Raw genomic sequence first — 26,419 nt, 5'->3', positions numbered from 1 at the left:
TCAGGGCCGCTTCGCAGCCCAGCGCGGGGCAAGCCCGCTCACCACAGACAGGCTCCTTGTCACAACCTGAACCCGTGCAAGACCCGAGGTCTTTGGGAGCTTCACCATGTTGAACACCTTGCTGCCTATCCTGCTGTTCGCCGCCCTGGGCCTTGCCGTCCTCGGCGCCCTGCGCCGGGTGAACATGTGGCGCCGTGGCCGCGCGTCCAAGGTTGACCTTTTGGGCGGCCTGCTCGCCATGCCCAAACGCTACATGGTCGACCTGCACCACGTGGTCGCCCGCGACAAATACATCGCCAACACCCACGTCGCCACCGCGCTGGGTTTTGTGCTGTCGGCGTTGCTCGCCATTCTGGTCCACGGCTTCGGCCTGCAGAATCGCATCCTTGGTTACGCCTTGCTGCTGGCCTCGGTACTGATGTTTGTCGGCGCCACCTTCGTTTACCTGCGCCGCCGCAATCCGCCTGCACGTCTTTCGAAAGGCCCATGGATGCGCCTGCCGAAAAGCCTGATGGCGTTCTCGGTCGGTTTCTTCCTGGTGACCCTGCCGGTGGCCGGGATTCTGCCAGCGGATTTCGGCGGCTGGTTGCTTGCCGCGTTGCTCGGGGTGGGTGTGTTGTGGGGCGTGTCCGAGATGTTCTTCGGCATGACGTGGGGCGGCCCGATGAAGCACGCCTTCGCCGGTGCCTTGCACCTGGCCTGGCACCGTCGCGCCGAGCGCTTTGGCGGCGGCCGTTCCACCGGTTTGAAACCGCTGGACCTCAGCGATAAATCCGCGCCGTTGGGTGTGGAGAAACCCAAGGATTTCACTTGGAACCAACTGCTCGGCTTCGACGCCTGCGTGCAGTGCGGCAAATGCGAAGCCGCGTGCCCGGCCTTCGCCGCTGGCCAGCCGCTGAACCCGAAAAAGCTGATCCAGGATATGGTGGTCGGCCTGGCCGGTGGCACCGATGCCAAGTTCGCCGGTAGCCCATACCCAGGCAAACCGGTGGGCGAACACAGCGGCAACCCGCATCAGCCGATCGTCAACGGCCTGGTGGACGCCGAGACCCTGTGGTCCTGTACCACCTGCCGCGCTTGCGTGGAAGAGTGCCCGATGATGATTGAGCACGTGGACGCCATCGTCGACATGCGCCGTCACCTCACCCTGGAAAAAGGCGCCACGCCGAACAAAGGCGCGGAAGTCCTGGAAAACCTGATCGCCACCGACAACCCCGGCGGTTTCGCACCGGGTGGTCGCCTGAACTGGGCGGCAGATCTGAACCTGCCGCTGCTCAGCGAGAAAGGCAGTGCCGACGTGCTGTTCTGGGTCGGCGACGGTGCCTTCGACATGCGTAACCAACGTACCCTGCGCGCCTTCGTCAAAGTGCTCAAGGCGGCCAAGGTCGACTTCGCTGTGCTGGGCCTGGAAGAACGCGACAGTGGCGACGTGGCCCGTCGTCTCGGCGATGAAGCGACCTTCCAGTTGCTGGCTTCGCGCAATATCCAGACCCTGGCTAAATACAGCTTCAAGCGCATCGTCACCTGCGATCCGCACAGCTTCCATGTGCTAAAAAACGAGTATGGCGCCTTCAACGGCAACTATCGGGTGCAACATCACAGTACGTTCATGGCCGAACTGATCGGCGAGGGCGCGCTGAACCTGGGCCAGCACAAAGGCAACAGCGTGACCTACCACGACCCTTGCTACCTGGGCCGCTACAACGGCGAGTACGAGGCGCCGCGCCAAGTGCTGCGGGCGTTGGGCATCGAGGTCAAGGAGATGCAACGCTCGGGCTTCCGTTCACGCTGCTGCGGGGGCGGGGGCGGTGCGCCGATTACCGACATTCCCGGCAAGCAACGCATACCGGATATGCGCATGGAAGACATCCGCGAAACCGGCGCCGAGCTGGTGGCCGTGGGTTGTCCACAGTGCACGGCGATGCTCGAAGGCGTGGTCGAACCACGCCCCTTGATCAAGGACATTGCCGAGTTGGTGGCCGACGCATTGCTCGAAGACGCTGCGCCGAGTAAAGCCCCCATTAAGCGTGAACCTGCGGAGGTGCACTGATGAGCGACATTATCCGCCGCGATCCACGCGCCGAGTGGATCGCCCGCAACCGTCTGCACCCGCTGCATGCGGCCATGCAACCGGTGCAACACAGTTGGATGGGCCCCAATGGCGTCATCCGCAAAAATGTACATGGTGTTGGCTTCATCGGCCCCAATGGCATCAAGCGTATCGACCGCAGCGGCGCCCAGCAGGGCGGCGCGGCCAAGCGTACAGCGGCAGTGGAAGTGCAGTTGCCGCTGCATCAGGTGGCGGCGCCTGCGTTCTACATCAACGTGGTGCCGGACATGGTCGGCGGCCGCTTGAGCAGCCACGACCGTGACTTGCTCGGCCTGGCCCGGCAATTGGCGGGCAGCGACGGTGCGGTGCTGGCGGTGGTGTTTGGCGAATACAAGGAAGGTGCATTTGCCACCGCAGGCGTCGATCGCCTGCTGGTGCTGGAAGGTCACGAATTCGACGGTTATTCACCGGAACAACGGGTGCAAGGTTTGCGCGCTGTGGATAACCAGTTCAATCCGCGTCACTGGTTGCTGCCTGACAGCCGTAGCGGTGGCGGCGAACTGGGCCGACGTTTTGCCGCCAGCCTCAAGGAACGCCCGGCCACGCGGGTTTGGCAGATCAAGGGCAGCGAGTGCATCGGCCGCGCCGGTGCGGGCCAGGAAGACTTGGCCCGCCCGCTGCCACGCCTGATTCTGGCCGCTGCCGAATGCGCCGATCCTGTCAGTGAGACACGGCATGAAGTGCTCCCCGTGGAGTTATCCACAGCCCTGGCACGCAGCCTGCCGCGTATCGAAGACCTCGGCGCGGTGGCGGTGGATCCGGCGGCGATTCCCATGGCTGAGGCGGAATTCATTTTCTCTGGCGGCAACGGCGTGAAGGACTGGGCCCTGTTCCACCAGACCGCTGCGGCCCTGGGTGCCACCGAAGGCGCCTCGCGGGTGGCGGTGGACGATGGCTTCATGGCGCGTGATCGCCAGGTCGGCGCCAGCGGCACCTGGGTGACGGCGCGGGTCTACGTGGCGGTGGGTATTTCCGGGGCGATCCAGCACCTGCAAGGCATCGGTGCCTGCGACAAGGTGGTGGCGATCAACCTCGATCCTGGTTGCGACATGATCAAGCGGGCCGATCTCTCGGTCATTGGCGAAAGTGCCGCGATTCTGCACGCCTTGATCGCTGCGGTAGAGGCCTACCGCAACGGCGCCAAGCGCGATGCGGCTTGAGGATATGAGCATGAACACGAATGTTATCAGCCTGGTATCCATCGGCGCCCACCCGACCTCCGGTCGCCCGCGCCGCGCCGAGCAAGACGCGCGCGCAGTGGAATTGGGCCTGCAAATGGCTGGGGATAAGTTGCAGGTGCTGCACGCCGGCAACATTGCTGAGCCGACCCTGCGCAGCTACCTGGGCATGGGGTTGCCGCAGTTGCACGTGCTGGAGCAACCGGCGGGCAGCGATGCCTTGCCGGTGCTCAGCGAATACCTGCGCGACGCCGGTGCCCAAGTGGTGCTTGCCGGCAGCCAGGCCGAAACCGGTGAAGGCTCGGGCATGTTGCCGTACCTGCTGGCCGAGCAATTGGGTTGGCCGCTGATTGTCGGGTTGGCGCAGGTCGAGTCCATCGACGGCGGTGTGGCCCATGTACTGCAAGCCTTGCCACGCGGCCAGCGGCGACGCCTGAAGGTGCGCCTGCCGTTTCTGGCGACAGTGGATAACGCCGCGCCCAAGCCTCGGCAGAGTGCGTACGGCCCGGCGCAGCGCGGTGAGCTGGCGGCCCATGAAGTCGAAATCGAACAGGACGAGTTATTCACGGGCGCCGTGCTGCAACCAGCCAAGCCACGCCCAAAGCGCCTCAAGGTGATCAAGGCCAAGAGCGGTGCTGACCGCATGAAAGCCGCCACGGCCAAGGCCAGTGGTGGTGGCGGGCAAGTGCTCAAGGGCCTGAGCCCGGAAGCGGGCGCCGAAGCTATCCTCAAGCTGCTGGTTGAGGAAGGTGTGGTTCGCTGAAGCTGAACAGGGAATGTGGCTTACCCACAATCCCTGTTGACCCGTCTGTGGATAACCTGTTCGCGGTTGTCCACACCCCCTGTGAATCAAGCCCTCCAGCCCTCTGTACGAAAAACAACCAAGCTAACTGACGGTTTTTACTTGGGTTTTTCGCTACTCCTGGCATTTCTCCGGCCCGACTTGCCCCCATAGTCTGTTGGCGCTTCTGTGGATAACATGTTCGCTGTCGGCTGAAGCCCTTATTAATCAAGGCTTTCACCGGATTGATCAAAATGTGATCGATTTGGTTTTTTTACCGGCTAAAAACCCTGGGAACCCCGATTTGTGAAGGTTTGAGGTGGTTTTCCACAGCACTTTCCAAGTTGCCCCCAAAGTCTGTTGGTGCTTCTGTGGATAAGGTGTTCGCGTACCGCTACAGCCCATGTAAACCGTGGCTTCTGATGGATTGGTCAATAAATGAACAAAGCCGAGCCAAACCGACTGGCTTGAATAAGTCACGGATTTTCTTCACTTAATTTCAGGAGGCAAGCGTAGTTGCCCACAATTGCTGTGGGTGGCTTTGTGGATAAGTTGTTGGGTAAAGGCTGGAGGGCAGGGGAATCAAGGGTTATCAGGGGGTTGGATGTTTTTTGTACAACCCAGCCCCCCGAAGATCAGCAGGTTATTCGTGAACCGCAACGCCCTTGAGGTACGGCGCCGGAGCGGCCCCCAGGTTGCTCAACAGGCGCTCGCTGTACCAGTCCACGAAGTTCACTACGCCGAACTCATAAGTCTTGGAGTACGGGCCAGGCTGATAGGCGGTGGAGTTGATGCCGCGCTGGTTCTCTTCGGCCAGGCGACGGTCCTGGTCATTGGTGGCGTCCCACACCTGGCGCATGCGCTCCACGTCGTAGTCCACGCCTTCCACGGCGTCCTTGTGCACCAGCCATTTGGTGGTGACCATGGTTTCCTGAGCGCTGATTGGCCACACGGTGAACACGATGATGTGATCGCCCATGCAGTGGTTCCAGGAGTGCGGCAGGTGCAGGATGCGCATCGAACCCAGGTCCGGGTTCTTGATGCGGCCCATGAGCTTGGCGCAGCCTTGCTTGCCGTCGAGGGTCATCGACACGGTGCCCTTGAGCAGCGGCATGCGCACGATACGGTTACGCAAGCCAAAGCTGGCGTGGGCGTAAGGGATCTTCTCGGCATCCCAGGCGGCGGCGGAGGCGGCCACGTGGTCCTTGAACGCCTGGTCGGCGCGCGGGTCGGTGACGTCGTCCCATTCCAGCAGGGTTTTCAGCAGTTCCGGGTGCGACGCGTTGCAGTGGTAGCACTCGCGGTTGTTTTCCAGCACCAGCTTCCAGTTGGCTTTCTCCATCAAGGTGGTGGTAATCGCCACCTTGGTGTTCTCCATGTCGTAGGGTTCCATGTAATGGTTCAGCGTCGACAGGAAGTCATCGATGGCCGGCGGGTTCTCCGCCAGGCTGATGAAGATGTAGCCACCGGCCGTCTTCACGTTGACCGGCTTGAGGCCGTACTGCTTCATGTCGAAGTCGGCGCCCATCTCGGTGCCGGCGAACAGCAGGCGGCCATCCAGTTCGTAGGTCCACTGGTGGTAATGGCAGACCAGTTTGGCGACCTTGCCCTTGTCGCTGGTGCACAAGCGCGAGCCACGGTGACGGCACACGTTGTGGAACGCGTGAACCACGCCTTCGGCGCCCCGGATCACGATGATCGGGTTTTTGCCGATTTGCAGGGTCAGGTAGTTGCCCTTGGCGGGGATTTCGCAGGTCATGCCGGCGATCAACCACTCTTTCTGGAAGATCTCCTGCATGTCGATATCAAACAGCCGCTCATCAGAGTAGAACGGCTGCGGCAGCGAGAAAGTGCGCTCGCGCTCTTGCAGCATTTGCGCGGTGGCCTTGCGTGCGGGTTCCAGCGGATCGCCCAAGCTTAAGGTTGCGGTGACGTCCATCGTGTGTGTCCTCATGGCCATTCTGTGTGGCCGAGATAAGTGGCTAATCAGGTTTGCAGCAAGGCGTAAAGAAAGCGTCTGTGTTGGGAGCGAGTGTGGGGCCGACGATGCGCCGAACCTTATCCATGGGCGACATGGCCCAATCTGTTCCCGACGCGCAACCCTAGGTCGTTGGGGGCTGGTCGCGATAAGTATGTGAATGTCGCAGATAGGTAAATGGGTGGTTCTGGCGTTACGCAGAATCGCCACCATAAGGCCGATGTCGGCGGTGGAGAACAACATGTCCAATAATTTCCTGAATCCGGTAACCACCCAGACCTGGGCCAATGGTCGGCACATTGTCCGTTGCGTCAAAGTCATCCAGGAAACCTGGGACGTGCGCACCTTCTGTTTCATGGCCGACCAGCCGATCCTGTTCTTTTTCAAGCCGGGGCAATTCGTCACCCTGGAGCTGGAGATCGAAGGCCAGCCGATCATGCGCTCCTACACCATTTCCAGCTCGCCGTCAGTGCCATACAGCTTTTCGGTGACCATCAAGCGTGTGCCGGGCGGCAAGGTGTCCAACTGGCTGCACGACACCCTTCATGAAGGGCAAGAGTTGGCGGTGCATGGGCCGGTGGGTTTGTTCAACGCCATCGACTTCCCGAGCCCGAAAGTGCTGTACCTCAGCGGCGGCGTGGGCATCACGCCAGTCATGTCCATGGCCCGCTGGTTCTACGACACCAACGCTAACGTCGACATGACGTTTATCCACAGCGCCCGTTCGCCCAAGGACATCATCTACCACCGCGAGCTGGAGCACATGGCGTCGCGGATCGACAACTTCAGCCTGCACCTGATCTGCGAGAAACACGGCTTGGGTGAGCCTTGGGCGGGGTATCGCGGCTACCTGAACCACAAGATGCTCGAACTGATGGTGCCCGACTTCTTGGAGCGCGAAGTGTTCTGCTGCGGCCCGACGCCGTACATGAACGCGGTGAAGCGCCTGCTGGAAGTGGCGGGTTTCGACATGACGCGTTATCACGAGGAATCCTTCGGTGCTACACCGCCGGAAGCCCGTGCCGATGCGGTGGAGCAAGCCGAGCAGGCGGCCGACGCGCCGGAAATCGACCTGGCGGATCTGCACCAGGTGGAGTTCATCGCATCGGGCAAGAGCATCCGCGTCGCCCCTGGGGAAACCGTGCATGCCGCGGCCGCCAAGCTTGGCCTGTTGATCCCGAAAGCCTGCGGCATGGGCATCTGCGGCACCTGCAAGGTGATGAAGCTGGGCGGCGAGGTGGAGATGGAGCACAACGGCGGCATCACTGAAGAGGATGAAGCCGAAGGCTACATCCTGTCGTGCTGCAGTGTGCCCAAGGGTGATGTGCGCATTGAGTTCTGATGGTCAGTACAATTCTGGCCGGCGATCCTGATGAACGTCGTTATGGGCGCTGATTGACTTGTTCCGGGCCTGTTCCAGGGGCAGGTCCGCTACCAGTTGCTGTTCCTCGTGATGTGAGGCTGCCCCGGCCAGCGGGTAGCCATCCGCATCGACAATGACTGAGCCGCCCACCCAGTTGACGCCGCGTTCTTCGCCATGGCGGTCGCACGCCGCAATAAACAGGCGATTGACCGCCGCGTTGGCCTGGATCCTTACGATCTCAGCCGGCCGCTCACCCACAGGGCGCGGACCGTCCGGCCAGTTCACCGGGACGCAAAGCAGCTCCGCTTGTGCCAGTGCCGGCAGGCGCACCCATTCGGGCAGTTCCAGGTCATAGCAGATCATCATGCCGATCCGCCCGACGGCGGTGTCGACCACTGGAGGTGGCGCATCACCGGGGGTGAAGATCAGTTTCTCGCGGTCCCACAGGTGGGCCTTGCGATACACCGTCAGCCGTCCGGTGGGTTCGATCAGCGCCGCACTGTTGGCAACGCGTCCCCCGCTCAAGCGCTCGCAAAACCCCGCAACCACGATAATCCCAAGTTCACGCGCCAGGTTTTTCCACAGGCTCAGGGTCGGGCCGTCGAGTGTTTCGGAGGCCGTGTGGGCTTCCTCGCGGTCGGAGAACGCGTAGCCACTCTGGATCAGTTCCGGCAGGACAATCAGCTGGGCCTTGAGGCTGGCCGCTCCACGAATCGCGCGCTCGGTCAGCGCCCGGTTGTACTCGGCATCGCCGATACGCGGCGCCAGTTGATGGCAAACGACGCGCAGCTGTGTCACGACAGGTCTCCTTCCAAGACCCGCTCACTCGCTTGCATGGCCCGCGACTCGGCGGCGTGGTCGAGTTGGCGGCTCATCACGCAGTAAATCACTGCCGAGACCAGCAAGCCGACGACAAACGCAATATCGGCGCCGTCCAGCATCACACTGATCGGGCCTTGATAAAAACCCAGCGACATAAACGGAATCATTGCCGCCAGGCCGAGGAAATACGCAACCAACCCAGCACTCGACCAGCGACCATAGATGCCGGCGGGATTGAAAATATCGCTGATGGCGTAGCGTCCTTGTCGCACGACGTAGAAGTCCGCGAGGTTGACGGCCGTCCAGGGCACCAGGAAATACAGCATCAAGAGCACGAAGGTGTTGAAGCTGCTCAGGTAGCTCTCAGGAATGCTCAAGGCGATCACGAAAATGACGGCGGCCACCAGGCTGATCCCGACGATGCGGCTCTTGATCTTGGGTTTGATCGGGACAAAACCGTCAATGGCGCTGATCCCGGTGAGCATCGCGCCATAACAGTTGACGGCCATGATGCCGACCAGCGCCGGCACTGCAACGAGCACGGTAAAGGTGCCAAACCCGGGCAACAGTTGGTTACCCACGGCCTGCACACTGCCAATGGCGTCGGGCGAGGGCAACGCCGAGGCGAGGAATGCCCCCAACGACATCAACCACAGCGCCGAGCCGGCAGCCCCCAGGTAGGTCCAGAGGATGACACTGCGCGACGGGGTGTTATGAGGCAGGTAGCGCGAGTAATCCGAGACATACACGGCGTAGCTGATCTGGTAGCCCGCAGCGGCTGACAATTGGATCAGGAAGGCCGACCAGGAAAAATGTGCGTCGGCCACGGCTGAATCGGCTTGCAGGTGCAGCAAGGCCGCGACGGTCAGGACCGCGAACACGCTGATCATCACGTAGGTCAGCCAGCGTTGCACGGTGTGCAGGAGGTCGTGGCCGATGACCGCGATCACGACGGCGAGGATGATCATCAACGCATACCAGGGCGCGCGGTTGCCGGGCAGCACGGTATTGATGGCGTCAGTGGCGAGGATCACGTTGAACACGTTGAAACCGATGTACACGAAAACCACCGCGATAAACGGCACGATGGCACCCCGCAGGCCGAACTGGGCGCGTGACTGGATCATCTGCGGCAAGCCCATGCGCGGTCCCTGGTTGGCATGGAACGCCATGGCAAACGTGCCCAGGCATACGCCGATCACGATCGCCAGGATCGCGTACACCAGGCTTAGCCCCAAGGCCGCACCGGTAAACCCGGTGACCATGGTGGTGAGCACGAAGTTGCCGGTGAACCAGAACGGCGCCTGATGCCAGACCTTACCGTGGCGTTCATTGCGCGGCACGTAGTCGATGGAGCGGGTTTCGATTTTCAGCGTGCTGGAAGGGGGAGCAGCCGATCGGTCAGAGGGCATGTTCATAGGTATCACGGTCTGTTTTTTATTGAGTGAGCTGTGCAGAGTCTTGTAAGCAAAAAAACAATTGAATCGGCATTCTCAAATAATCACTTTATGAATCTCTGAACTGAGTGCGCAAAACCCTCTGGAATAAGGTTTGCCTTACCGATGCACTTTTTATTTCTAAGGGATATAGAGACATTTCCTACAAGTGACTACGCTGATGAACACATTCGTCGTAGTCGCCCTTCGCAGTGAAGCAGTAGGCGGACGTCCTGTTTACATACCAAGGATGATTGCCATGTCTGCTATTCCCTCCCGCAGTAAAGGCGCTGCGCGCTTGCTTGCCAATGATGTCACTGCACTGGCTCCTGACTTTCCTTTTCATTACCGCCGGTTCCTTGATACCGCCGTCAGTAACGGCACGCCGTTGGCGCAGGTTTCCAGCCTGGCGTATGGCAGCAAGGTATTGATCGTCGGCGCAGGCGTCGCGGGAATGGTGGCGGCCTATGAAGCCATGCGCATGGGGTTGCACCCAGTGGTGGTGGAGGCCAGTGATCGTATCGGCGGGCGGCTGTATTCCTATGTGGCGGGTGATCCGTTGGATCCTGCTAACAGTGTGATCTGTGAAATGGGGGCGATGCGCTTTCCTATTTCAGGCAAGGCGTTGATGCACTATTTCGAGAAGGTCGGCATGACGGCCAACTCGGCGGATTTCCCTAACCCAGGCTCGGCTGCGACCCCCAGTACGGTGGTCGACTACCAGCAAACCCAGACCTATTACGAAGGCAATAACCTGCCGCCGGAATACGCGGAGATTGAGCGGCTGTTGTTTGAGGTGTTCCTTGAGCAGGACCCGATCAAGTTCACCGAAATGGAAGCGGCAATGTCCGAGGGCAGCATTGATCAGGCCAAGATCAAGACTTTGTGGAACTCGATTCTGGACGCTGACTGGGACAATCTCAGCTTTTTTTCGGCACTGGTCGAGAAGGCGGGTTGGACGCGCCCGCAGATCTACCTGTTCGGCCAGATCGGCTTTGGCACGGGTGGCTGGAATACCGATTATCCGAACTGTTTCCTGGAGGTGTTGCGGGTGCTTTATACCGGCCTAGATACCAACCACAAGTTGATGTACGACGGTTCCAGCGAGTTGCCGCGCCGACTTTGGGAGGTTAGCCCCGGTACGTTTGGCGACTCTGTGGTCTATTGGTCTGCGACCGATACGGTCAAGAGTTTGAGCACGCAGGTGATTGCCCAGACGTTCAAGCAGGAAGTGCGGCAAATCCTGCGCCGGGGCGATGGCACCTTCGATGTGAATATCTATGACGGCAACACGCAGCAACTCACCCAGCACACCTTCAGTGCTGTGGTCTATACACCGCATAAACGGATATTGGACAAGTTTCGCTATATGGATGGCGCCGTTAACTTTGGCGCAATGGACAGCCTGCTTGATCAGCCGACTTGGGAAGCGGTGATGTACACCCACTACATGCAATCCGCAAAAATCTTCGCGCAGACGAAACGGCCTTTCTGGACCGATGTGGAAGCAGATTTCCAACACAAGATGAGCGTGACCCTGTCGGATCGCATCACCCGTGGTACCTACCTGCTGGACTACAGCCAAAGCCCTGGGCCATACAGGGGGAGCGGTATGTTTTTGTCTTACACCTGGAATGACGACAGCCTCAAGTTCCTGGGGGATCGCAGTGCGCCGCTGCCGTCCCATGTGCAGGTGTGCACGAGCTTGCTGGACAGCGTGTATGCGCCTCATCAGTTGAACCTGGCCGCTGAATTCGGCATGACCAACCCCTTTGTCGAAATCAATTGGGAGAAGCAACCGTTTTTCCTGTGCGCGTTCAAAATGAATCTGCCGGGACAGTACGAGTACCAGAGCTTGCTGTTTTCCCAGTTCATGAATGGCGTAAAGGGGCCTAATCCCGATGGGTTCATTCTGGCGGGTGACGACGTTTCGTTTACGGGAGGCTGGGCGGAAGGAGCGGTGACGACAGCCTTGAACGCCGTAAATAAGCTGGCGGTGAAATTTAACGGTGGGACCTATCCCAACAACCGCGGCCCCATTGATGATTGGCAAGTGCTTCAGCCGAAGGCGTTGTGAGAGCCATCACCTGATTCCCGCGTCGCAGGTCATGAGTCTGCGACGCGGGCCTTAGGGGTTAGCGGACGAAAAGGTTGATGAGGTACCCGCCGGATGCTGTCATTTCGAACTCTTTACCAGTGACGGTAAAGGTTCTGGATGGCTCGATAATGGTGTCGCCGACATTCGCCAGCTTCCTCAGATCGTCCAGGCCGACGAGCGTGGCGTTGACGTCGGCGCGCAGTTGCGAATCAGTGGTGTAGCATTGAATTTCCATGATGTTGCCCTCGATAGGATTTCCATTTCCAGCCGACTATTCGGCAGGCAGTCAGCCCCGAAGTGACGCGTCCGTTTGTTCGGGGTGACAAGATCCTATCCAAGGCAGGGGGTAGATAGATACTGTCAGAAACACCTACAAACAGTCTCTGAAAAGTCGCTGAAAGCCCCGTGGTTTCAGGCTTCCATCACTTTCCGAATATCCGCCGCCAATTCTCTTACACGTTCTTCCTCGGTATCCCACGCACACATGAAGCGTGCGCCGCCTTTGCCGATAAAGGTGTAGAAACGCCAGCCCTTGTCGGTCAACGCGGCAATCGCCGGTTCCGAGAGTTGCAGGAACACGCCGTTGGCCTGCACCGGGAACATCAACTCCACTCCGGGAATGTCCGCCACCAGGCTGCTCAGCAATTGAGCGCAGTGGTTGGCGTGACGGGCGTGTTTGAGCCAGGCGTCGTTTTCCAGCAGGCCTACCCAGGGGGCTGACAGGAAACGCATCTTCGACGCCAGCTGGCCGGCCTGTTTGCAGCGGTAGTCAAAGTCTTCGGCCAGCTTGTGGTTGAAGAACAGGATCGCTTCGCCCACGGCCATGCCGTTCTTGGTGCCGCCAAAGCACAGCACGTCCACCCCGGCTTTCCAGGTGAGGTCCGCCGGTGAGCAGCCGAGGAACGCGCAGGCGTTGGAGAAGCGCGCGCCGTCCATGTGCAGGTTCAGACCCAACTCTTTGCAGGTGGCGCTGATGGCGCGGATTTCATCCGGGGTGTACACGCTGCCGACTTCGGTGGCCTGGGTCAGGGTGACCACGCGCGGCTTGGGGTAGTGAATGTCTTGGCGCTTGAGGGCGATCTCGCGGATCGACTCCGGGGTCAGCTTGCCGTTTTCGGTGCGAGCGGTGAGCAGCTTGGAACCGTTGGAGAAAAACTCCGGCGCGCCGCATTCGTCGGTTTCGACGTGGGCGGTTTCCGAGCAAATCACGCTATGGTAGCTCTGGCACAACGAGGACAGCGCCAGGGAGTTGGCGGCGGTGCCGTTGAAGGCGAAGAACACTTCGCAGTCGGTTTCGAACAGGTTGCGGAAACCGTCGGCGGCGCGGTGGGTCCATTCATCATCGCCGTAGGCGCGCTGATGGCCTTGGTTGGCTTGTTCCATGGCGGCCCAGGCTTCCGGGCAGATGCCCGAATAGTTGTCACTGGCGAATTGTTGGCTCTTGTCGGTCATGGCCCATTCCTGTGGTCGATGTTGGTGCGCACTGTAACCAAGATTGTTGCGGGTGCGCACGCACTGTAAATGCAAAGTCACTGGGGAATTATGCACGGTACTGGAACCCTGCCTGTCGGACGTGTCCGTGATGGCGCTTTGGATCTGCTCAAGTGGCTGGCACTCTTGAGCATGGTGCTCGATCACCTACGCTATGTCGGTTTGAGTCTGGACGGCCTGTACGTGCCGGGGCGCCTGGCGTTCCCTTGGTTTTGCCTGGCGATTGCGGCGAATCTGCACCGGGTCAGGAGTGCGCCCGTGACCGGCCAATGGCGCTACCTGGGCTGGCTGTTGCTGTTCAGCGTGATCAGCGAAGTGCCGTACCGCCTGTTTATCGACGATGCCGATACGTTGAACGTCTTGCCGACCTTGGCGCTGGGCCTGCTGGTTGCCCGGGGATGGCAGCAAAAGGCGCTTTTTGATCGAGGATTGGCGCTGATTGCCCTCATGATCGCGGCGGTGTTTTCTGCGCAGCTGATGTTCGGTTTTTTCGGCGTATTGCTGCCACTGGCGATGTTGCTGGTATTCCGTCGCCCTTGGTATTTCAGTGTATTGCCGGGCCTGGTCTGTGTGGCGGCCAATCAATGGCAGGTTCTGCTCAATAGCGGCACCCCCGTAGCGTTGGTCGGATTGGCCGCTTGCCTGATTGCGCCAATGCTTGGCCTGGTCCTCTTGCGACACGCTCAAAACGCCTCGCCACCGGCCATGCGCCGCTGGGCGTATGCCCTCTATCCCGCGCATTTCCTGCTACTGCTGGCTTTGCGCCACAGCCTTGCCTGAGTCGCTGAATTCATTCCATGTCGTAAACGCACCTTTGCGTGGCGTGCGTAGGCATTTGACCTGCTGGCGCCAGCCCTACCATCGCATCAAAGGGCCCTGCACGGGCCTCAACAATACGAAAGGCTGGGAGAGACGCGATGTTCAGCAAACAAGACCAGATTCAGGGATATGACGACGCACTGCTGGCGGCCATGAATGCCGAGGAGCAGCGCCAGGAAGATCATATCGAGCTGATCGCGTCAGAGAACTACACCAGCAAACGCGTAATGGAAGCCCAAGGCAGCGGCCTCACCAACAAATACGCCGAAGGCTACCCGGGCAAGCGCTACTACGGTGGCTGCGAGCACGTGGACAAAGTGGAAGCCCTGGCCATCGAACGTGCCAAGCAATTGTTCGGCGCCGATTACGCCAACGTGCAGCCGCACTCCGGTTCGTCTGCCAACAGCGCGGTGTACCTGGCTCTGATCAATGCGGGCGACACAATTCTGGGCATGAGCCTGGCCCACGGCGGTCACTTGACCCACGGCGCCAAAGTGTCGTCCTCGGGCAAGCTGTACAACGCGGTGCAATACGGCATCAACACCGACACCGGCCTGATCGACTACGACGAAGTCGAGCGCCTGGCCGTCGAGCACAAGCCGAAAATGGTTGTGGCCGGTTTCTCTGCCTACTCCAAGACTCTGGATTTCCCACGTTTCCGTCAGATCGCCGACAAAGTGGGCGCGCTGTTGTTCGTCGACATGGCCCACGTCGCCGGCCTGGTTGCCGCTGGCCTGTACCCGAACCCGCTGCCGTACGCCGACGTGGTCACCACCACCACCCACAAGACCCTGCGTGGTCCACGGGGCGGTCTGATCCTGGCCAAGTCCAACGAAGAGATTGAAAAGAAACTCAACGCCGCCGTATTCCCTGGCGCCCAGGGCGGCCCGCTGATGCACGTCATCGCCGGCAAGGCTGTGTGCTTCAAGGAAGCGCTGGAGCCAGGCTTCAAGGCCTATCAGCAACAAGTGATCGACAACGCCCAGGCCATGGCCGAGGTGTTCATCAAACGCGGATATGACGTGGTGTCCGGCGGTACCGATAACCACCTGTTCCTGGTCAGCCTGATCCGTCAGGGCCTCACCGGCAAAGAGGCGGACGCCGCCCTCGGTCGCGCCCACATCACCGTCAACAAGAACGCCGTGCCGAATGACCCGCAGTCGCCGTTCGTGACCTCGGGCCTGCGCATCGGCACCCCGGCGGTGACCACGCGTGGTTTCAAAGTGCCGCAGTGCGTCGAACTGGCCGGCTGGATCTGCGACATCCTCGACAACCTCGGCGACGCCGATGTCGAGGCCAACGTGGCCAAGCACGTGTCTGCCCTGTGCGCTGATTTCCCGGTTTATCGCTGAGCGCGGTTTTGGAGTAATGACTATGCAACGCTACTCGGGCTTCGGCCTCTTCAAGCACTCCCTCAGCCACCACGAAAACTGGCAGAAGATGTGGCGCACGCCCACCCCTAAGAAGGTGTACGACGTGGTCATCGTCGGCGGTGGCGGGCATGGTCTGGCGACCGCCTATTACCTGGCCAAGGAGCACGGCATCACCAACGTGGCCGTGGTCGAGAAGGGCTGGTTGGGCGGCGGTAACACCGCGCGCAACACCACCATCGTGCGTTCCAACTACCTGTGGGATGAGTCGGCGCACCTGTACGAACACGCGATGAAACTGTGGGAAGGCCTGTCCCAGGACCTGAACTACAACGTGATGTTCTCCCAGCGTGGCGTCTACAACCTGTGCCATACCCTGCAAGACATCCGTGATTCCGAGCGCCGCGTGAGTGCCAACCGCCTCAATGGCGTGGACGGCGAACTGCTCAACGCCAAGCAAGTGGCCGACGAGATCCCGTACCTCGACTGCTCCAAGAACACCCGCTATCCGGTGCTCGGCGCCACCGTGCAACGGCGCGGCGGCGTGGCCCGTCACGATGCCGTGGCCTGGGGCTTTGCCCGTGCGGCTGACGCCCTTGGCGTGGACTTGATCCAGCAGACCGAAGTGATCGGCTTCCGCAAGGAAAACGGCGTGTGCATCGGTGTGGAAACCAACAAAGGCTTTATCGGCGCCACGCGCGTCGGTGTGGTCACCGCCGGTAACTCCGGGCACATGGCCTCGCTGGCGGGCTTTCGCCTGCCGATCGAATCCCACCCGCTGCAAGCGTTGGTGTCGGAGCCGATCAAGCCGATTATCGACAGCGTGATCATGTCCAACGCCGTGCACGGCTACATCAGCCAGTCCGACAAGGGCGACCTGGTGATCGGCGCCGGTATCGATGGCTACAACGGCTACGGCCAGCGCGGCTCGTACCCGGTGATTGAACACACCATCCAGGCCATCGTCGAGATGTTCCCGGTGCTGTCGCGCGTGCGCATGAACCGCCAGTGGGGCGGCATCGTCGACACTACGCCGGATGCGTGCCCGATCATCTCCAAGACTCCAGTGCCGAACATGTTCTTCAACTGCGGTTGGGGCACCGGTGGTTTTAAAGCGACTCCGGGCTCAGGCAACGTGTTTGCCGCCAGCCTGGCCAAGGGTGAAATGCACCCGTTGGCCGCACCTTTCTCCATCGACCGTTTCCACAACGGTGCGTTGATCGACGAACACGGCGCTGCGGCCGTCGCCCACTAACAGGAGAAATTCCCTATGTTGCATATCTTCTGTCCTCACTGTGGCGAACTGCGCTCCGAAGAGGAATTCCACGCGTCCGGCCAAGCGCACATCCCGCGCCCGCTGGACCCGAACGCCTGCACCGATGAAGAGTGGGGCGACTACATGTTCTTCCGCGACAACCCCCGTGGCCTGCACCACGAACTGTGGATCCACGCCGCCGGTTGCCGCCAGTACTTCAACGCGACCCGCGACACCCTGACCTACGAAATTCTTGAAACCTACAAGATCGGTGAGAAGCCACAATTCACCGCCAAGGCCTCTGGAGAGAAGGTATGAGCCAGACCAATCGCCTGTCCAACGGTGGCCGGATCGACCGTAATAAAGTCCTGACCTTCAGCTTCAACGGCCAGACCTACAAAGGTTTTGAAGGCGACACATTGGCCGCAGCGCTGCTGGCCAACGGCGTCGACATCATCGGCCGCAGCTTCAAGTACTCGCGCCCACGCGGCATCTTTGCTGCGGGCGCCGAAGAGCCGAACGCGGTGCTGCAGATCGGTGCCACCGAAGCCACCCAGATTCCTAACGTGCGCGCCACGCAACAGGCGCTGTACCAAGGCCTGGTCGCCACCAGCACCAACGGCTGGCCGAACGTCAACAATGACGTGATGGGCATCCTCGGCAAGGTTGGCGGCAAGCTGATGCCGCCGGGGTTCTACTACAAAACCTTCATGTACCCGCAATCGTTCTGGATGACGTACGAGAAGTACATCCGTAAGGCCGCTGGCCTTGGTCGCTCGCCGACCGAGAACGATCCGGACACCTACGACAACTTCAACCGTCACTGCGATGTGCTGATCGTCGGCGCGGGCCCTGCGGGTTTGGCCGCAGCATTGGCCGCCGCGCGCAGCGGTGCCCGCGTGATCATCGCCGATGAGCAGGAAGAGTTTGGCGGTTCGCTGCTCGATTCGCGCGAAAGCCTCGACGGCAAGCCAGCTGCGGAATGGGTGGCCAGTGTCATTGCTGAATTGAAAGCCCTGCCAGACGTAGTGCTGCTGCCCCGCGCCACCGTCAACGGTTATCACGACCATAACTTCCTGACCATTCACGAACGCCTCACCGACCACCTGGGTGACCGTGCGCCGATTGGTGTGGTGCGCCAACGCATCCACCGTGTGCGCGCCAAGCGTGTGGTGCTGGCGACCGGTGCGTGTGAGCGCCCGCTGGTGTACGGCAACAACGACGTGCCGGGCAATATGCTGGCCGGTGCGGTTTCGACCTACGTACGTCGCTATGGCGTGGCGCCGGGTAAGAAGCTGGTGCTGTCGACCAACAACGATCACGCCTACCGCGTTGCGCTGGACTGGCTCGACGCCGGCCTGCAAGTGGTGGCTGTGGCTGATGTGCGCCACAACCCACGCGGCGCGCTGGTGGAAGAAGCCCGCGCCAAAGGTATTCGTATCCTCACCGGCAGCGCCGTGATCGAAGCCCGTGGCAGCAAGCACGTCACTGCCGCCCGCGTGGCTGCAATTGACGTCAAAGCGCATAAAGTCACCAGCCCTGGCGAGTGGCTGGACTGCGATCTGGTCGCCAGCTCCGGTGGCTACAGCCCGGTGGTCCACCTGGCCTCGCACCTGGGCGGCAAGCCGACCTGGCGTGAAGACATTCTCGGTTTTGTGCCGGGCGAAGCACCGCAGAAACGTGTGTGTGTCGGTGGTATCAATGGTGTCTACGGCCTTGGCGATTCCCTGGCCGATGGTTTTGAAGGCGGCGTGCGCGCAGCCAGTGAAGCCGGTTTTTCACCAGTCGAAGGCACCCTGCCAAAGGCCCTGAGCCGTCTGGAAGAGCCGACACTGGCTGTCTATCAAGTCCCGCACGACAAGCCAACCGCACGGGCGCCGAAGCAATTTGTCGACCTGCAAAACGACGTGACCGCCGCCGCCATCGAACTGGCGACCCGCGAAGGTTTCGAGTCGGTCGAACACGTCAAGCGCTACACCGCGCTGGGCTTCGGCACCGACCAGGGCAAGCTGGGCAACGTCAACGGCCTGGCGATTGCCGCCCGTTCGTTGAACGTGACCATCCCACAGATGGGCACCACTATGTTCCGCCCGAACTACACGCCGGTCACGCTCGGCGCCGTCGCCGGTCGTCACTGTGGGCACATCTTCGAGCCGGTGCGCTACACCGCGCTGCAAGCCTGGCACGTGAAGAACGGCGCCGAGTTTGAAGACGTCGGCCAGTGGAAACGCCCGTGGTACTTCCCACGCAACGGTGAAGACCTGCATGCCGCGGTAAAACGCGAATGCCTGGCCGTGCGCGACAGCGTCGGCCTGCTGGATGCGTCCACCCTCGGCAAGATCGACATCCAGGGCCCGGACGCACGCGAATTCCTCAACCGCATCTACTCCAACGCCTGGACCAAGCTCGATGTGGGCAAGGCGCGCTACGGTTTGATGTGCAAGGAAGACGGCATGGTCTTCGATGACGGCGTGACTGCCTGCCTCGCTGACAACCACTTCCTGATGACCACCACCACCGGCGGCGCCGCCCGCGTACTGCAGTGGCTGGAAATCTATCAACAAACCGAGTGGCCAGACCTCAAGGTGTACTTCACTTCGGTCACCGACCACTGGGCCACCATGACCCTGTCCGGCCCCAACAGCCGCAAGCTGCTGGCGGAAGTGACTGATATCGACCTGGACAAGGACGGCTTCCCGTTCATGACCTGGAAAGAAGGCCTGGTCGGCGGCGTACCGGCGCGGGTGTTCCGGATCTCGTTTACCGGCGAGCTGTCGTACGAAGTCAACGTGCAGGCCGACTACGCCATGGGCGTGCTGGAAAAAATCGTCGACGCCGGCAAGAAGTACAACCTGACCCCGTACGGCACCGAAACCATGCACGTACTGCGGGCGGAGAAGGGCTTCATCATCGTCGGCCAGGACACCGACGGCTCGATGACCCCCGACGACCTGAACATGGGTTGGTGCGTCGGCCGTACCAAACCGTTCTCGTGGATCGGCTGGCGCGGCATGAACCGTGAAGACTGCGTGCGCGAAGAGCGTAAGCAACTGGTGGGCTTGAAACCGATCGACCCGAATGTATGGCTGCCGGAAGGCGCGCAGTTGGTGTTCGATCCGAAGCAGACGATTCCGATGAAGATGGTTGGTCACGTCACCTCAAGCTATGCGCACAACTCCCTGGGCTATTCGTTCGCCATGGGCGTAGTGAAGGGCGGCTTGAAGCGTATTGGTGAGCGCGTGTTCTCGCCGCAGGCGGATGGCAGCGTGATCGAGGCGGAGATTGTTTCCTCGGTGTTCTTTGATCCGAAAGGTGATCGGCAGAACATCTGATAGACCGCGTCGCCTGCATCGCAGGCAAGCCAGCTCCCACACTTGGAATGCATTCCCCTGTGGGAGCCGGGCTTGCCCGCGATGAGGCCAGAACAGACACCACAGCATTCAGAACAGGTGCTTTATGACAGCAGCCAATGTGTACCAACAACGCCCAACCACCGGGGCCAAGGCCGAGTCGTCGCTGCACCATGCCGACCTCGCCAGCCTGGTCGGCAAGGGCCGCAAGAACGCCGGCGTGACCGTGCGCGAAAAGAAACTCCTGGGCCACCTGACCATCCGTGGCGACGGCCATGATGCAGCCTTCGCCGCTGGCGTACACAAGGCCCTGGGCATCGAACTGCCGAGCGCCTTGACCGTGATCGTCAAAGGTGAAACCAGCTTGCAATGGCTCGGCCCGGATGAGTGGTTGCTCATCGTGCCAAGCGGCGAAGAATTCGCCGCCGAACAAAACCTGCGTGCCGCCCTGGGTGAGCTGCATATCCAGATCGTCAACGTCAGCGGCGGCCAGCAGATTCTTGAACTGAGCGGCCCGAACGTGCGCGACGTGCTGATGAAGTCCACCAGCTACGACGTGCACCCCAACAACTTCCCGGTGGGCAAGGCGGTGGGCACGGTGTTCGCCAAGTCGCAACTGGTGATCCGCCACACGGCCGAAGACACTTGGGAACTGCTGATCCGTCGCAGCTTCTCGGATTACTGGTGGTTGTGGTTGCAGGATGCGTCTGCCGAATTCGGCCTGAGTGTTCAAGCCTGAGGAATGCCCCATGAGCCGCGCACCTGATACATGGATTTTGACCGCCGACTGCCCCAGCGTGCTCGGCACGGTGGACGCGGTCACCCGCTATCTGTTCGAACAGGGTTGCTACGTGACTGAGCACCACTCGTTCGATGACCGGCTTTCGGGCCGGTTCTTTATCCGCGTGGAGTTCCGCCAGCCCGACGGATTTGACGAACAAGGTTTCCGCGATGGCCTGGCCACCCGTGGTGAAGCCTTTGGCATGATCTTCGAGCTGACGGCGCCGAACTACCGGCCAAAAGTGGTGATCATGGTCTCCAAGGCCGACCATTGCCTGAACGACCTGCTGTATCGCCAGCGCATCGGCCAACTGTCGATGGACGTGGTCGCGGTGGTGTCCAACCACCCTGATTTGAAGCCCTTGGCCGACTGGCACCAGATTCCCTACTACCATTTCCCGCTCGACCCCAACGACAAACCGTCCCAGGAGCGTCAGGTGTGGCAAGTGGTGGAAGACACCGGCGCGGAACTGGTGATCCTTGCGCGATACATGCAAGTGCTCTCGCCGGAGCTGTGCCGCAAGCTGGATGGCAAGGCCATCAACATTCACCACTCGTTGTTGCCGGGGTTCAAGGGCGCCAAGCCGTATCACCAGGCGTACAACAAAGGCGTGAAGTTGGTCGGCGCCACGGCGCATTACATCAACAACGACCTGGATGAAGGCCCGATCATTGCCCAGGGCGTGGAGGTGGTGGATCACAGCCACTATCCCGAGGATTTGATTGCCAAGGGGCGGGATATCGAAGGGCTGACGTTGGCCCGGGCGGTGGGGTATCACATTGAGCGGCGGGTGTTTCTAAACGCCAATCGGACTGTGGTGCTCTGATTGCAAAGACAACAAACAGCATCTGTACCCGAGCATTTAACGCGCTGCCCACCCAAGGGCAACGCGGTTCCATAAAAACAACAGCGAGGTGAAAGCATGTCTGGTAATCGTGGTGTCGTGTATCTCGGCAACGGCAAGGTCGAAGTACAGAAAATCGACTATCCCAAAATGCAGGACCCCCGTGGCAGGAAGATTGAGCACGGCGTCATCCTGCGCGTGGTTTCCACCAACATCTGCGGCTCCGACCAACACATGGTGCGCGGCCGCACCACTGCCCAGACCGGCCTGGTGCTCGGTCATGAAATTACCGGTGAAGTGATCGAGAAGGGCAGCGACGTCGAAAACCTGAAGATCGGCGACCTGGTTTCGGTTCCCTTCAACGTGGCTTGCGGCCGCTGCCGTTCCTGCAAAGAGCAACACACCGGCGTCTGCCTGACCGTCAACCCGGCCCGTGCGGGTGGTGCCTATGGCTATGTCGACATGGGCGACTGGACCGGCGGCCAGGCCGAGTACGTGCTGGTGCCATACGCGGACTTCAACCTGCTGAAACTGCCGGATCGCGACAAGGCCATGGAGAAAATCCGCGACCTGACTTGCCTCTCCGACATTCTCCCGACGGGCTACCACGGCGCGGTGACTGCGGGCGTTGGCCCAGGCAGCACCGTCTACATCGCAGGCGCCGGCCCGGTCGGCCTGGCTGCTGCCGCATCTGCACGCCTGCTGGGCGCGGCGGTGGTGATCATTGGCGACGTCAACCCGATCCGCCTGGCCCACGCCAAGGCCCAGGGTTTTGAAGTGGCCGACCTGTCCACCGACACCCCACTGCACGAACAGATCGCCGCGCTGCTGGGCGAGCCGGAAGTGGATTGCGCTGTCGACGCCGTTGGTTTCGAAGCCCGTGGCCACGGCCATGAAGGCGTGAAAGCCGAAGCCCCGGCCACGGTGCTCAACTCGCTGATGGGCGTGGTGCGCGTGGCCGGCAAGATCGGTATTCCGGGCCTGTACGTCACCGAAGATCCAGGGGCTGTGGATGCCGCTGCCAAAATGGGCAGCCTGAGCATCCGCTTCGGCCTCGGCTGGGCCAAGTCCCACAGCTTCCACACCGGCCAGACCCCGGTGATGAAGTACAACCGCGCGCTGATGCAGGCGATCATGTGGGACCGTATCAACATTGCCGAAATCGTCGGCGTGCAGGTGATCAGCCTGGATGACGCACCACGTGGCTACGGCGAGTTCGATGCGGGCGTGCCGAAGAAGTTTGTGATCGATCCGCATAAGATGTTCAGCGCGGCGTAAAGAAAGAGCTGAAAAAATGGCGACCGTAAGGTCGCCTTTTTTATTCTGGGATTATCGGTTTTTCAATGGTCGATTGGAGCCATCCGGTGCTGGATAATCAGGTCGAGGTTTATTTTGATCCGTGAGTTCAAGCCCTGCTAACCGGCAATAAATTGTCCTGTTTGCTTCAGGGTACTTTTTTTTCATTTCGCCTATTGCCTCAGCTTCGCTATTAGCCTCTACAAAATCATCTATTACGTTTTGCGAGCCGTTGGTTGTACCAATTGTGCATAAGTATCGAGTCATTTTCGCTCTCCGTCGTTCTGCTTATAGTCGAGCAGATGTAGATTGATTTTAAGCGGTGCTTAAATCTTTTTAACCTGTTAAATCTCACAGTATTTTATAAACTATTGCTATAGCTTTCAGGTCGGTTGTTTCTATTTAGGTGACATATACGTCTGGGTTGGAGGGGTTTATTTTTTTATAAACAATGGCGACCCTGGGAAGGTCGCTGTTTTGTTAATGGGTTACTTGATGGTTGAAAGCCGCAGATAGGGATCGGCCACCTCACCGTTCTTGATCAGGCGCTTGCCGCCGTAGTCGCAATGGATTTTGTCGTTGCGTTCATTGACTGACTCAGCCTTCAGCTCGTACTCCGGGGCCAGGTAGTCATCTTTGGTTGCGGCTGTTTGCCCTGTCCACGTTTTGCCGTTAGCCGTCGCAGTGTACTGATAACCCTCGCCATAGGGCGCTGGAAGGTCAGGGTCTGTGTAGGGTTTGGATTGGATGTCACGGGGGGCGGGGCATTGGTCGATGCCAGTGGCTTGGGGCCGTGAAGTCTGGGCTTGGCTGCGAGATGGCAAATGGTTGAGTGCGCTGAAGGCAGCATAAAAATTGGGTATCAATCCGATCATGATCGTTACAGCTCCTTGTTTTGTGGCTGAGCCTCCCCGTTGAATGTGAATGGGAAGGCCAGCTTGGGTGGGCTGTGTCGATGGATGAGTTCCGCCAGAACCTGGACCGCGGGTCGTGGATGTGTGGACGGTCGCTGTAGGAATAATTCGGTGGCGCTTTTCACTGATGTGTAAATGAACATTTGGCAATCTCCAGGGCTTCGCAATACGTGCCTCTCCAATCGCCTATAGGGATAAGGTTCCACTTCAAGACCGGTTTGAGCGTGACCGAAAAGCTCGCATCGCTATTCATCGGCCCTTTGTAGGTGCAGGTGACGGAGTGGTCTTGTGCTTTGTAACGGGCGTCGTGGAACGTTGAGTCCGTCAGGTACGACGCGGTAGCCTGCGGGTTTTCACCGGACCAACTGCGCCCATCAGGCTGGCGCATCGCGTAGCGATAGCCTCCGCTGCCCATGGCATATTGTTTGATTTCGTGGGGTGTCGGACAGGTAGAAGTCGCTGCATACGCCGTGTTCGCCAGCGCCAGGGCGGCGATTACACCTGCAAGCATTGCGCTTTTCATAACGACCTCCTGCGGCGCGTGGGAGGCATCATGCTGCAGGTGATTATCCGGTGCTGGCTACTGTCAGAAGTGACAGTTTTTAAGACGGATTCGTGATCAACACCGGTTTTTTATTCCGAGATACAGCGCGTCGACTCAGCGAGCAGCCAACGCCCCCTGATAAACCGTCGGCCCCGTCGGCTGCTTGCTCAACGACCCACCCTTGGTCTCCGAACTCACCATCAACTCCACCGGCTTGCGAATGCTTTTTTGCTGGCGCGGGTTGAGGCCGATAATGCCTTTGCCATCTTCCGGCAACAGCCCCAGGGAGACCGGTGCACCCCCTTCAGGCATGGCCCAGAGTTCCAGGCTGCGATCCGGCTCAGGTGCCGCCGTGGCAATCGGTTCGACTTCGAGGTAATCCTTGTGCGCCCTGATTTGCGCTGCAGGCTGCTGGGCGGTGGTCACCAGGGTGGCGGCGGACTTGACGTTGTCTTGGGTATAGAGCGCGCCACCGAGGCCGGCGACGATGGCCACACAGACGCCGATAAACACGCGTGGGCGGCTCCAGAATGGGGGCTTTTGCTCTATCACTTGGGGGCGGGTCGCGCTCATGGGGCTATTCCTGACAAGGCTTTCAGTCCTGTCATGGACCCTGGTTTGCACGATGGGTTCCTGGCCCCGGTTCAGCTCAAAGTGATGCCAATTGGCCCTGATACAGCACCGGTCCGGTAGGTTGGCCGGTCGGTGAGCCGCCGTGCGGCTCCAGGCTCACGGCCAGGGTCAGCGGCGCGCTGAGCAACGCACGTTGTGTCTCGCTCAGTTGAATCCGGCCTTTGCCTGCGGCGGGCAGCAAGCCCAGTGAGATGGGTTTGCCACCCGGCGCAATCGCCCACAGTTCCAGGCTCAACGTCGGTGCTATCGCGGCCAGTGTCAGGGGTTCCACTTGCAGGTGGTCGGCGAACGCGCTGATCTGCAGCGCGGGTTGTTGGTTGGCGTTGACCAGGGTGGCGTTGTACGCCACCCCTGTGTCGCGTTGGTACAGCACACCGACGGTGACGGCGACGACCACTGCGCAGGCGGCGGCCAGGACGCGGAGGTTTTTCCAGAGCGCTTGCTTCGCCGGCACATGCAGCACCTGCGGCTCGATGCGTGCCTTGATGCTTGCCCACACGTGTTCCGGAACGGGTCGCTCAGGCAGGGCACCGGTCAGGCTGGCGAGCGCGTCCTGCCAATGGCCGAGTTCCATTCGCAGCGCGGCATCCTCCCGCAACAGCGCATCAAAGCGCCGACGCGCGGTAGCGGGCATCAGCCCGATGGCGTAGTCGGCGGCCAGGGCGCGGCGCAGGGCGGTGGTCTGGTAGTTCATGATTCAAGGCACCTGCGCAGGCGTTCCATGCCGCGGCGGATCCAGGATTTGACCGAGCCCAGGGGCGCTGCCAACTGCGTGGCCAGCTCCGAGCACGACAGGCCCTGGAAGTACGCCACGCTGATCGACCGGCGTTGCATGCCGTCGAGGGTGTCCAGGCAGCGGTTCAGGGCATGGGCTTGGCGTTCATGGTCGAGTTGGTCGTGGGCGCTGGGGGCGTCATCGATCAAGGCGTCTTGCTGACCATCGGCCAGCGGCTGTTCGCGGTGTTTGCGCAACTGGTCGATGGCCAGGTTGCGGGTGATGTTGACCATCCAGGTCATCGGCGCCGCCAGGTGCGCCTCGTAGCGCGAAGCGTTGTACCAGATGCGTACGAAGGCTTCCTGCAGCACTTCTTCGGCCAGGTCCGTGCGACCCATGAAGCGCAGGGCCACACCGTGCAGGCGCGGCGAAACGCTGCGGTAGAGGGTTTCGAACGCTTGGCGGTTACCCAAGGCACATTGCGCCAGCAAAGGGCGCAAGGGGTCAGCATCATCGGCGCTAATAGGGCTTCTCCAGACCCTCGTTCGAGGGTGACGGGACGGCACGCGGTAAGCGGAGGGTAGTTCAGCCTGGGCATTCATTCCATCCAACTCCGAGTGGCGTATGCAGGCTATACGCGG

General features: G+C 60.5%; 24 protein-coding genes. 13 read left to right on the top strand and 11 right to left on the bottom strand.

What is annotated here, in order from left to right:
- The first annotated feature begins 106 nt into the window (after nt 1-106).
- Genes dgcB through etfB form a run of 3 tightly spaced genes read left to right on the top strand, consistent with a single transcriptional unit; the run spans nt 107 to nt 4,051 of the window.
- Nucleotides 107-2,050, top strand: coding sequence for a dimethylglycine demethylation protein DgcB (gene dgcB / locus OZ428_RS30720; protein ID WP_269132200.1), 1,944 nt, complete (start codon nt 107-109; stop codon nt 2,048-2,050).
- A complete protein-coding gene (etfA, locus tag OZ428_RS30715) occupies nt 2,050-3,270 on the top strand; it encodes an electron transfer flavoprotein subunit alpha (RefSeq protein ID WP_269132199.1) in 1,221 nt (406 codons plus the stop codon). The genes dgcB and etfA overlap by 1 nt, the downstream gene beginning before the upstream one ends.
- A gap of 10 nt (nt 3,271-3,280) precedes the next feature.
- On the top strand, nt 3,281-4,051 hold the full coding sequence (etfB, locus tag OZ428_RS30710; protein WP_033898046.1) for an electron transfer flavoprotein subunit beta: 771 nt from the start codon (nt 3,281-3,283) through the stop codon (nt 4,049-4,051).
- A gap of 661 nt (nt 4,052-4,712) precedes the next feature.
- Here etfB and gbcA read toward each other — a convergent pair.
- Nucleotides 4,713-6,008, bottom strand: a complete 1,296-nt coding sequence (gene gbcA, locus OZ428_RS30705; protein WP_038848868.1) for a glycine-betaine demethylase subunit GbcA — start codon at nt 6,006-6,008, stop codon at nt 4,713-4,715.
- Nucleotides 6,009-6,288: 280 nt separating this feature from the next.
- Here gbcA and gbcB point away from each other — a divergent pair, with 280 nt between their 5' ends.
- Nucleotides 6,289-7,389, top strand: a complete 1,101-nt coding sequence (gbcB, locus tag OZ428_RS30700; RefSeq protein WP_033898152.1) for a glycine-betaine demethylase subunit GbcB — start codon at nt 6,289-6,291, stop codon at nt 7,387-7,389.
- Nucleotides 7,390-7,392: 3 nt separating this feature from the next.
- Here gbcB and OZ428_RS30695 read toward each other — a convergent pair whose 3' ends face one another.
- Together OZ428_RS30695 and OZ428_RS30690 are read right to left on the bottom strand one after the other, a co-directional pair.
- Nucleotides 7,393-8,208: a nitrilase family protein gene (locus OZ428_RS30695; protein ID WP_269132198.1), complete on the bottom strand. Its 816-nt coding sequence runs from the start codon at nt 8,206-8,208 to the stop codon at nt 7,393-7,395.
- Complete coding sequence (locus OZ428_RS30690; RefSeq protein WP_133075612.1) at nt 8,205-9,644, bottom strand: purine-cytosine permease family protein; 1,440 nt, start codon at nt 9,642-9,644, stop codon at nt 8,205-8,207. Before OZ428_RS30690 ends, OZ428_RS30695 begins: the two co-directional genes overlap by 4 nt.
- A gap of 283 nt (nt 9,645-9,927) precedes the next feature.
- Here OZ428_RS30690 and OZ428_RS30685 point away from each other — a divergent pair, with 283 nt between their 5' ends.
- Nucleotides 9,928-11,745, top strand: coding sequence for a flavin monoamine oxidase family protein (locus OZ428_RS30685; protein ID WP_269132197.1), 1,818 nt, complete (start codon nt 9,928-9,930; stop codon nt 11,743-11,745).
- A 58-nt stretch (nt 11,746-11,803) separates the two neighbouring features.
- Here OZ428_RS30685 and OZ428_RS30680 read toward each other — a convergent pair whose 3' ends face one another.
- Nucleotides 11,804-12,001 (bottom strand): hypothetical protein, encoded by a 198-nt coding sequence (locus OZ428_RS30680; RefSeq protein WP_038848858.1) that lies wholly within the window; start codon nt 11,999-12,001, stop codon nt 11,804-11,806.
- A 176-nt stretch (nt 12,002-12,177) separates the two neighbouring features.
- Nucleotides 12,178-13,218 carry a threonine aldolase family protein gene (locus OZ428_RS30675; RefSeq protein WP_133075406.1) on the bottom strand — a complete coding sequence of 347 codons (1,041 nt, stop codon included), beginning with the start codon at nt 13,216-13,218 and terminating at the stop codon, nt 12,178-12,180.
- Between the two features lie 90 nt (nt 13,219-13,308).
- Here OZ428_RS30675 and OZ428_RS30670 point away from each other — a divergent pair, with 90 nt between their 5' ends.
- The 8 genes from OZ428_RS30670 to fdhA all read left to right on the top strand — a co-directional run bounded on the left by OZ428_RS30670 (nt 13,309) and on the right by fdhA (nt 22,954).
- Nucleotides 13,309-14,037 carry a TraX family protein gene (locus OZ428_RS30670; RefSeq protein ID WP_133075405.1) on the top strand — a complete coding sequence of 243 codons (729 nt, stop codon included), beginning with the start codon at nt 13,309-13,311 and terminating at the stop codon, nt 14,035-14,037.
- A gap of 137 nt (nt 14,038-14,174) precedes the next feature.
- Nucleotides 14,175-15,428 (top strand): serine hydroxymethyltransferase, encoded by a 1,254-nt coding sequence (glyA, locus tag OZ428_RS30665; protein WP_133075404.1) that lies wholly within the window; start codon nt 14,175-14,177, stop codon nt 15,426-15,428.
- Nucleotides 15,429-15,450: 22 nt separating this feature from the next.
- Entirely contained in the window at nt 15,451-16,701 is a 1,251-nt protein-coding gene (locus tag OZ428_RS30660) for a sarcosine oxidase subunit beta family protein (RefSeq protein WP_269132196.1), read from the top strand.
- Nucleotides 16,702-16,716: 15 nt separating this feature from the next.
- The gene (locus OZ428_RS30655; protein ID WP_010207083.1) at nt 16,717-17,019 is read left to right on the top strand and encodes a sarcosine oxidase subunit delta; all 303 of its coding nucleotides are present in this window, start codon (nt 16,717-16,719) and stop codon (nt 17,017-17,019) included.
- A complete protein-coding gene (locus OZ428_RS30650; protein ID WP_269132195.1) occupies nt 17,016-20,033 on the top strand; it encodes a sarcosine oxidase subunit alpha in 3,018 nt (1,005 codons plus the stop codon). Before OZ428_RS30655 ends, OZ428_RS30650 begins: the two co-directional genes overlap by 4 nt.
- 124 nt (nt 20,034-20,157) lie before the next feature.
- Nucleotides 20,158-20,790: a sarcosine oxidase subunit gamma gene (locus OZ428_RS30645; RefSeq protein WP_269132194.1), complete on the top strand. Its 633-nt coding sequence runs from the start codon at nt 20,158-20,160 to the stop codon at nt 20,788-20,790.
- Between the two features lie 10 nt (nt 20,791-20,800).
- On the top strand, nt 20,801-21,658 hold the full coding sequence (purU, locus tag OZ428_RS30640) for a formyltetrahydrofolate deformylase (RefSeq protein ID WP_016977808.1): 858 nt from the start codon (nt 20,801-20,803) through the stop codon (nt 21,656-21,658).
- 96 nt (nt 21,659-21,754) lie between these two features.
- Nucleotides 21,755-22,954, top strand: a complete 1,200-nt coding sequence (gene fdhA / locus OZ428_RS30635; protein WP_133075400.1) for a formaldehyde dehydrogenase, glutathione-independent — start codon at nt 21,755-21,757, stop codon at nt 22,952-22,954.
- Between the two features lie 51 nt (nt 22,955-23,005).
- Here fdhA and OZ428_RS30630 read toward each other — a convergent pair whose 3' ends face one another.
- From OZ428_RS30630 to OZ428_RS30605, 6 genes are all read right to left on the bottom strand, one after another.
- On the bottom strand, nt 23,006-23,239 hold the full coding sequence (locus OZ428_RS30630) for a hypothetical protein (RefSeq protein ID WP_269132193.1): 234 nt from the start codon (nt 23,237-23,239) through the stop codon (nt 23,006-23,008).
- A 221-nt stretch (nt 23,240-23,460) separates the two neighbouring features.
- Nucleotides 23,461-23,847 (bottom strand): hypothetical protein, encoded by a 387-nt coding sequence (locus tag OZ428_RS30625; protein WP_133075398.1) that lies wholly within the window; start codon nt 23,845-23,847, stop codon nt 23,461-23,463.
- A gap of 160 nt (nt 23,848-24,007) precedes the next feature.
- A complete protein-coding gene (locus OZ428_RS30620) occupies nt 24,008-24,409 on the bottom strand; it encodes a DUF3757 domain-containing protein (protein ID WP_133075397.1) in 402 nt (133 codons plus the stop codon).
- Between the two features lie 135 nt (nt 24,410-24,544).
- Nucleotides 24,545-25,003 carry an anti-sigma factor domain-containing protein gene (locus OZ428_RS30615; protein WP_133075396.1) on the bottom strand — a complete coding sequence of 153 codons (459 nt, stop codon included), beginning with the start codon at nt 25,001-25,003 and terminating at the stop codon, nt 24,545-24,547.
- A 76-nt stretch (nt 25,004-25,079) separates the two neighbouring features.
- Nucleotides 25,080-25,757: an anti-sigma factor gene (locus OZ428_RS30610; RefSeq protein ID WP_133075395.1), complete on the bottom strand. Its 678-nt coding sequence runs from the start codon at nt 25,755-25,757 to the stop codon at nt 25,080-25,082.
- Nucleotides 25,754-26,380, bottom strand: coding sequence for an RNA polymerase sigma factor (locus OZ428_RS30605; RefSeq protein ID WP_033898060.1), 627 nt, complete (start codon nt 26,378-26,380; stop codon nt 25,754-25,756). The genes OZ428_RS30610 and OZ428_RS30605 overlap by 4 nt, the downstream gene beginning before the upstream one ends.
- Nucleotides 26,381-26,419: the final 39 nt, after the last annotated feature.

The sequence above is a fragment of the Pseudomonas sp. GXZC genome, from assembly GCF_026967615.1.
Taxonomy (GTDB): Bacteria; Pseudomonadota; Gammaproteobacteria; order Pseudomonadales; family Pseudomonadaceae; genus Aquipseudomonas; species Aquipseudomonas azotoformans_A.
Note: the sequence above shows the minus strand (reverse complement) of the source record. Positions and strands in the feature narration are given on the sequence as shown.

Coding starts and splice junctions, on each gene's coding strand:
- dgcB (WP_269132200.1), top strand. CDS start 107: ATGTTGAACACCTTGCTGCCTATCCTGCTGTTCGCCGCCCTGGGCCTT.
- etfA (WP_269132199.1), top strand. CDS start 2,050: ATGAGCGACATTATCCGCCGCGATCCACGCGCCGAGTGGATCGCCCGC.
- etfB (WP_033898046.1), top strand. CDS start 3,281: ATGAACACGAATGTTATCAGCCTGGTATCCATCGGCGCCCACCCGACC.
- gbcA (WP_038848868.1), bottom strand. CDS start 6,008: ATGGACGTCACCGCAACCTTAAGCTTGGGCGATCCGCTGGAACCCGCA.
- gbcB (WP_033898152.1), top strand. CDS start 6,289: ATGTCCAATAATTTCCTGAATCCGGTAACCACCCAGACCTGGGCCAAT.
- OZ428_RS30690 (WP_133075612.1), bottom strand. CDS start 9,644: ATGCCCTCTGACCGATCGGCTGCTCCCCCTTCCAGCACGCTGAAAATC.
- OZ428_RS30685 (WP_269132197.1), top strand. CDS start 9,928: ATGTCTGCTATTCCCTCCCGCAGTAAAGGCGCTGCGCGCTTGCTTGCC.
- OZ428_RS30680 (WP_038848858.1), bottom strand. CDS start 12,001: ATGGAAATTCAATGCTACACCACTGATTCGCAACTGCGCGCCGACGTC.
- OZ428_RS30675 (WP_133075406.1), bottom strand. CDS start 13,218: ATGACCGACAAGAGCCAACAATTCGCCAGTGACAACTATTCGGGCATC.
- OZ428_RS30670 (WP_133075405.1), top strand. CDS start 13,309: ATGCACGGTACTGGAACCCTGCCTGTCGGACGTGTCCGTGATGGCGCT.
- glyA (WP_133075404.1), top strand. CDS start 14,175: ATGTTCAGCAAACAAGACCAGATTCAGGGATATGACGACGCACTGCTG.
- OZ428_RS30660 (WP_269132196.1), top strand. CDS start 15,451: ATGCAACGCTACTCGGGCTTCGGCCTCTTCAAGCACTCCCTCAGCCAC.
- OZ428_RS30655 (WP_010207083.1), top strand. CDS start 16,717: ATGTTGCATATCTTCTGTCCTCACTGTGGCGAACTGCGCTCCGAAGAG.
- OZ428_RS30650 (WP_269132195.1), top strand. CDS start 17,016: ATGAGCCAGACCAATCGCCTGTCCAACGGTGGCCGGATCGACCGTAAT.
- OZ428_RS30645 (WP_269132194.1), top strand. CDS start 20,158: ATGACAGCAGCCAATGTGTACCAACAACGCCCAACCACCGGGGCCAAG.
- purU (WP_016977808.1), top strand. CDS start 20,801: ATGAGCCGCGCACCTGATACATGGATTTTGACCGCCGACTGCCCCAGC.
- fdhA (WP_133075400.1), top strand. CDS start 21,755: ATGTCTGGTAATCGTGGTGTCGTGTATCTCGGCAACGGCAAGGTCGAA.
- OZ428_RS30630 (WP_269132193.1), bottom strand. CDS start 23,239: ATGACTCGATACTTATGCACAATTGGTACAACCAACGGCTCGCAAAAC.
- OZ428_RS30625 (WP_133075398.1), bottom strand. CDS start 23,847: ATGATCGGATTGATACCCAATTTTTATGCTGCCTTCAGCGCACTCAAC.
- OZ428_RS30620 (WP_133075397.1), bottom strand. CDS start 24,409: ATGAAAAGCGCAATGCTTGCAGGTGTAATCGCCGCCCTGGCGCTGGCG.
- OZ428_RS30615 (WP_133075396.1), bottom strand. CDS start 25,003: ATGAGCGCGACCCGCCCCCAAGTGATAGAGCAAAAGCCCCCATTCTGG.
- OZ428_RS30610 (WP_133075395.1), bottom strand. CDS start 25,757: ATGAACTACCAGACCACCGCCCTGCGCCGCGCCCTGGCCGCCGACTAC.
- OZ428_RS30605 (WP_033898060.1), bottom strand. CDS start 26,380: ATGAATGCCCAGGCTGAACTACCCTCCGCTTACCGCGTGCCGTCCCGT.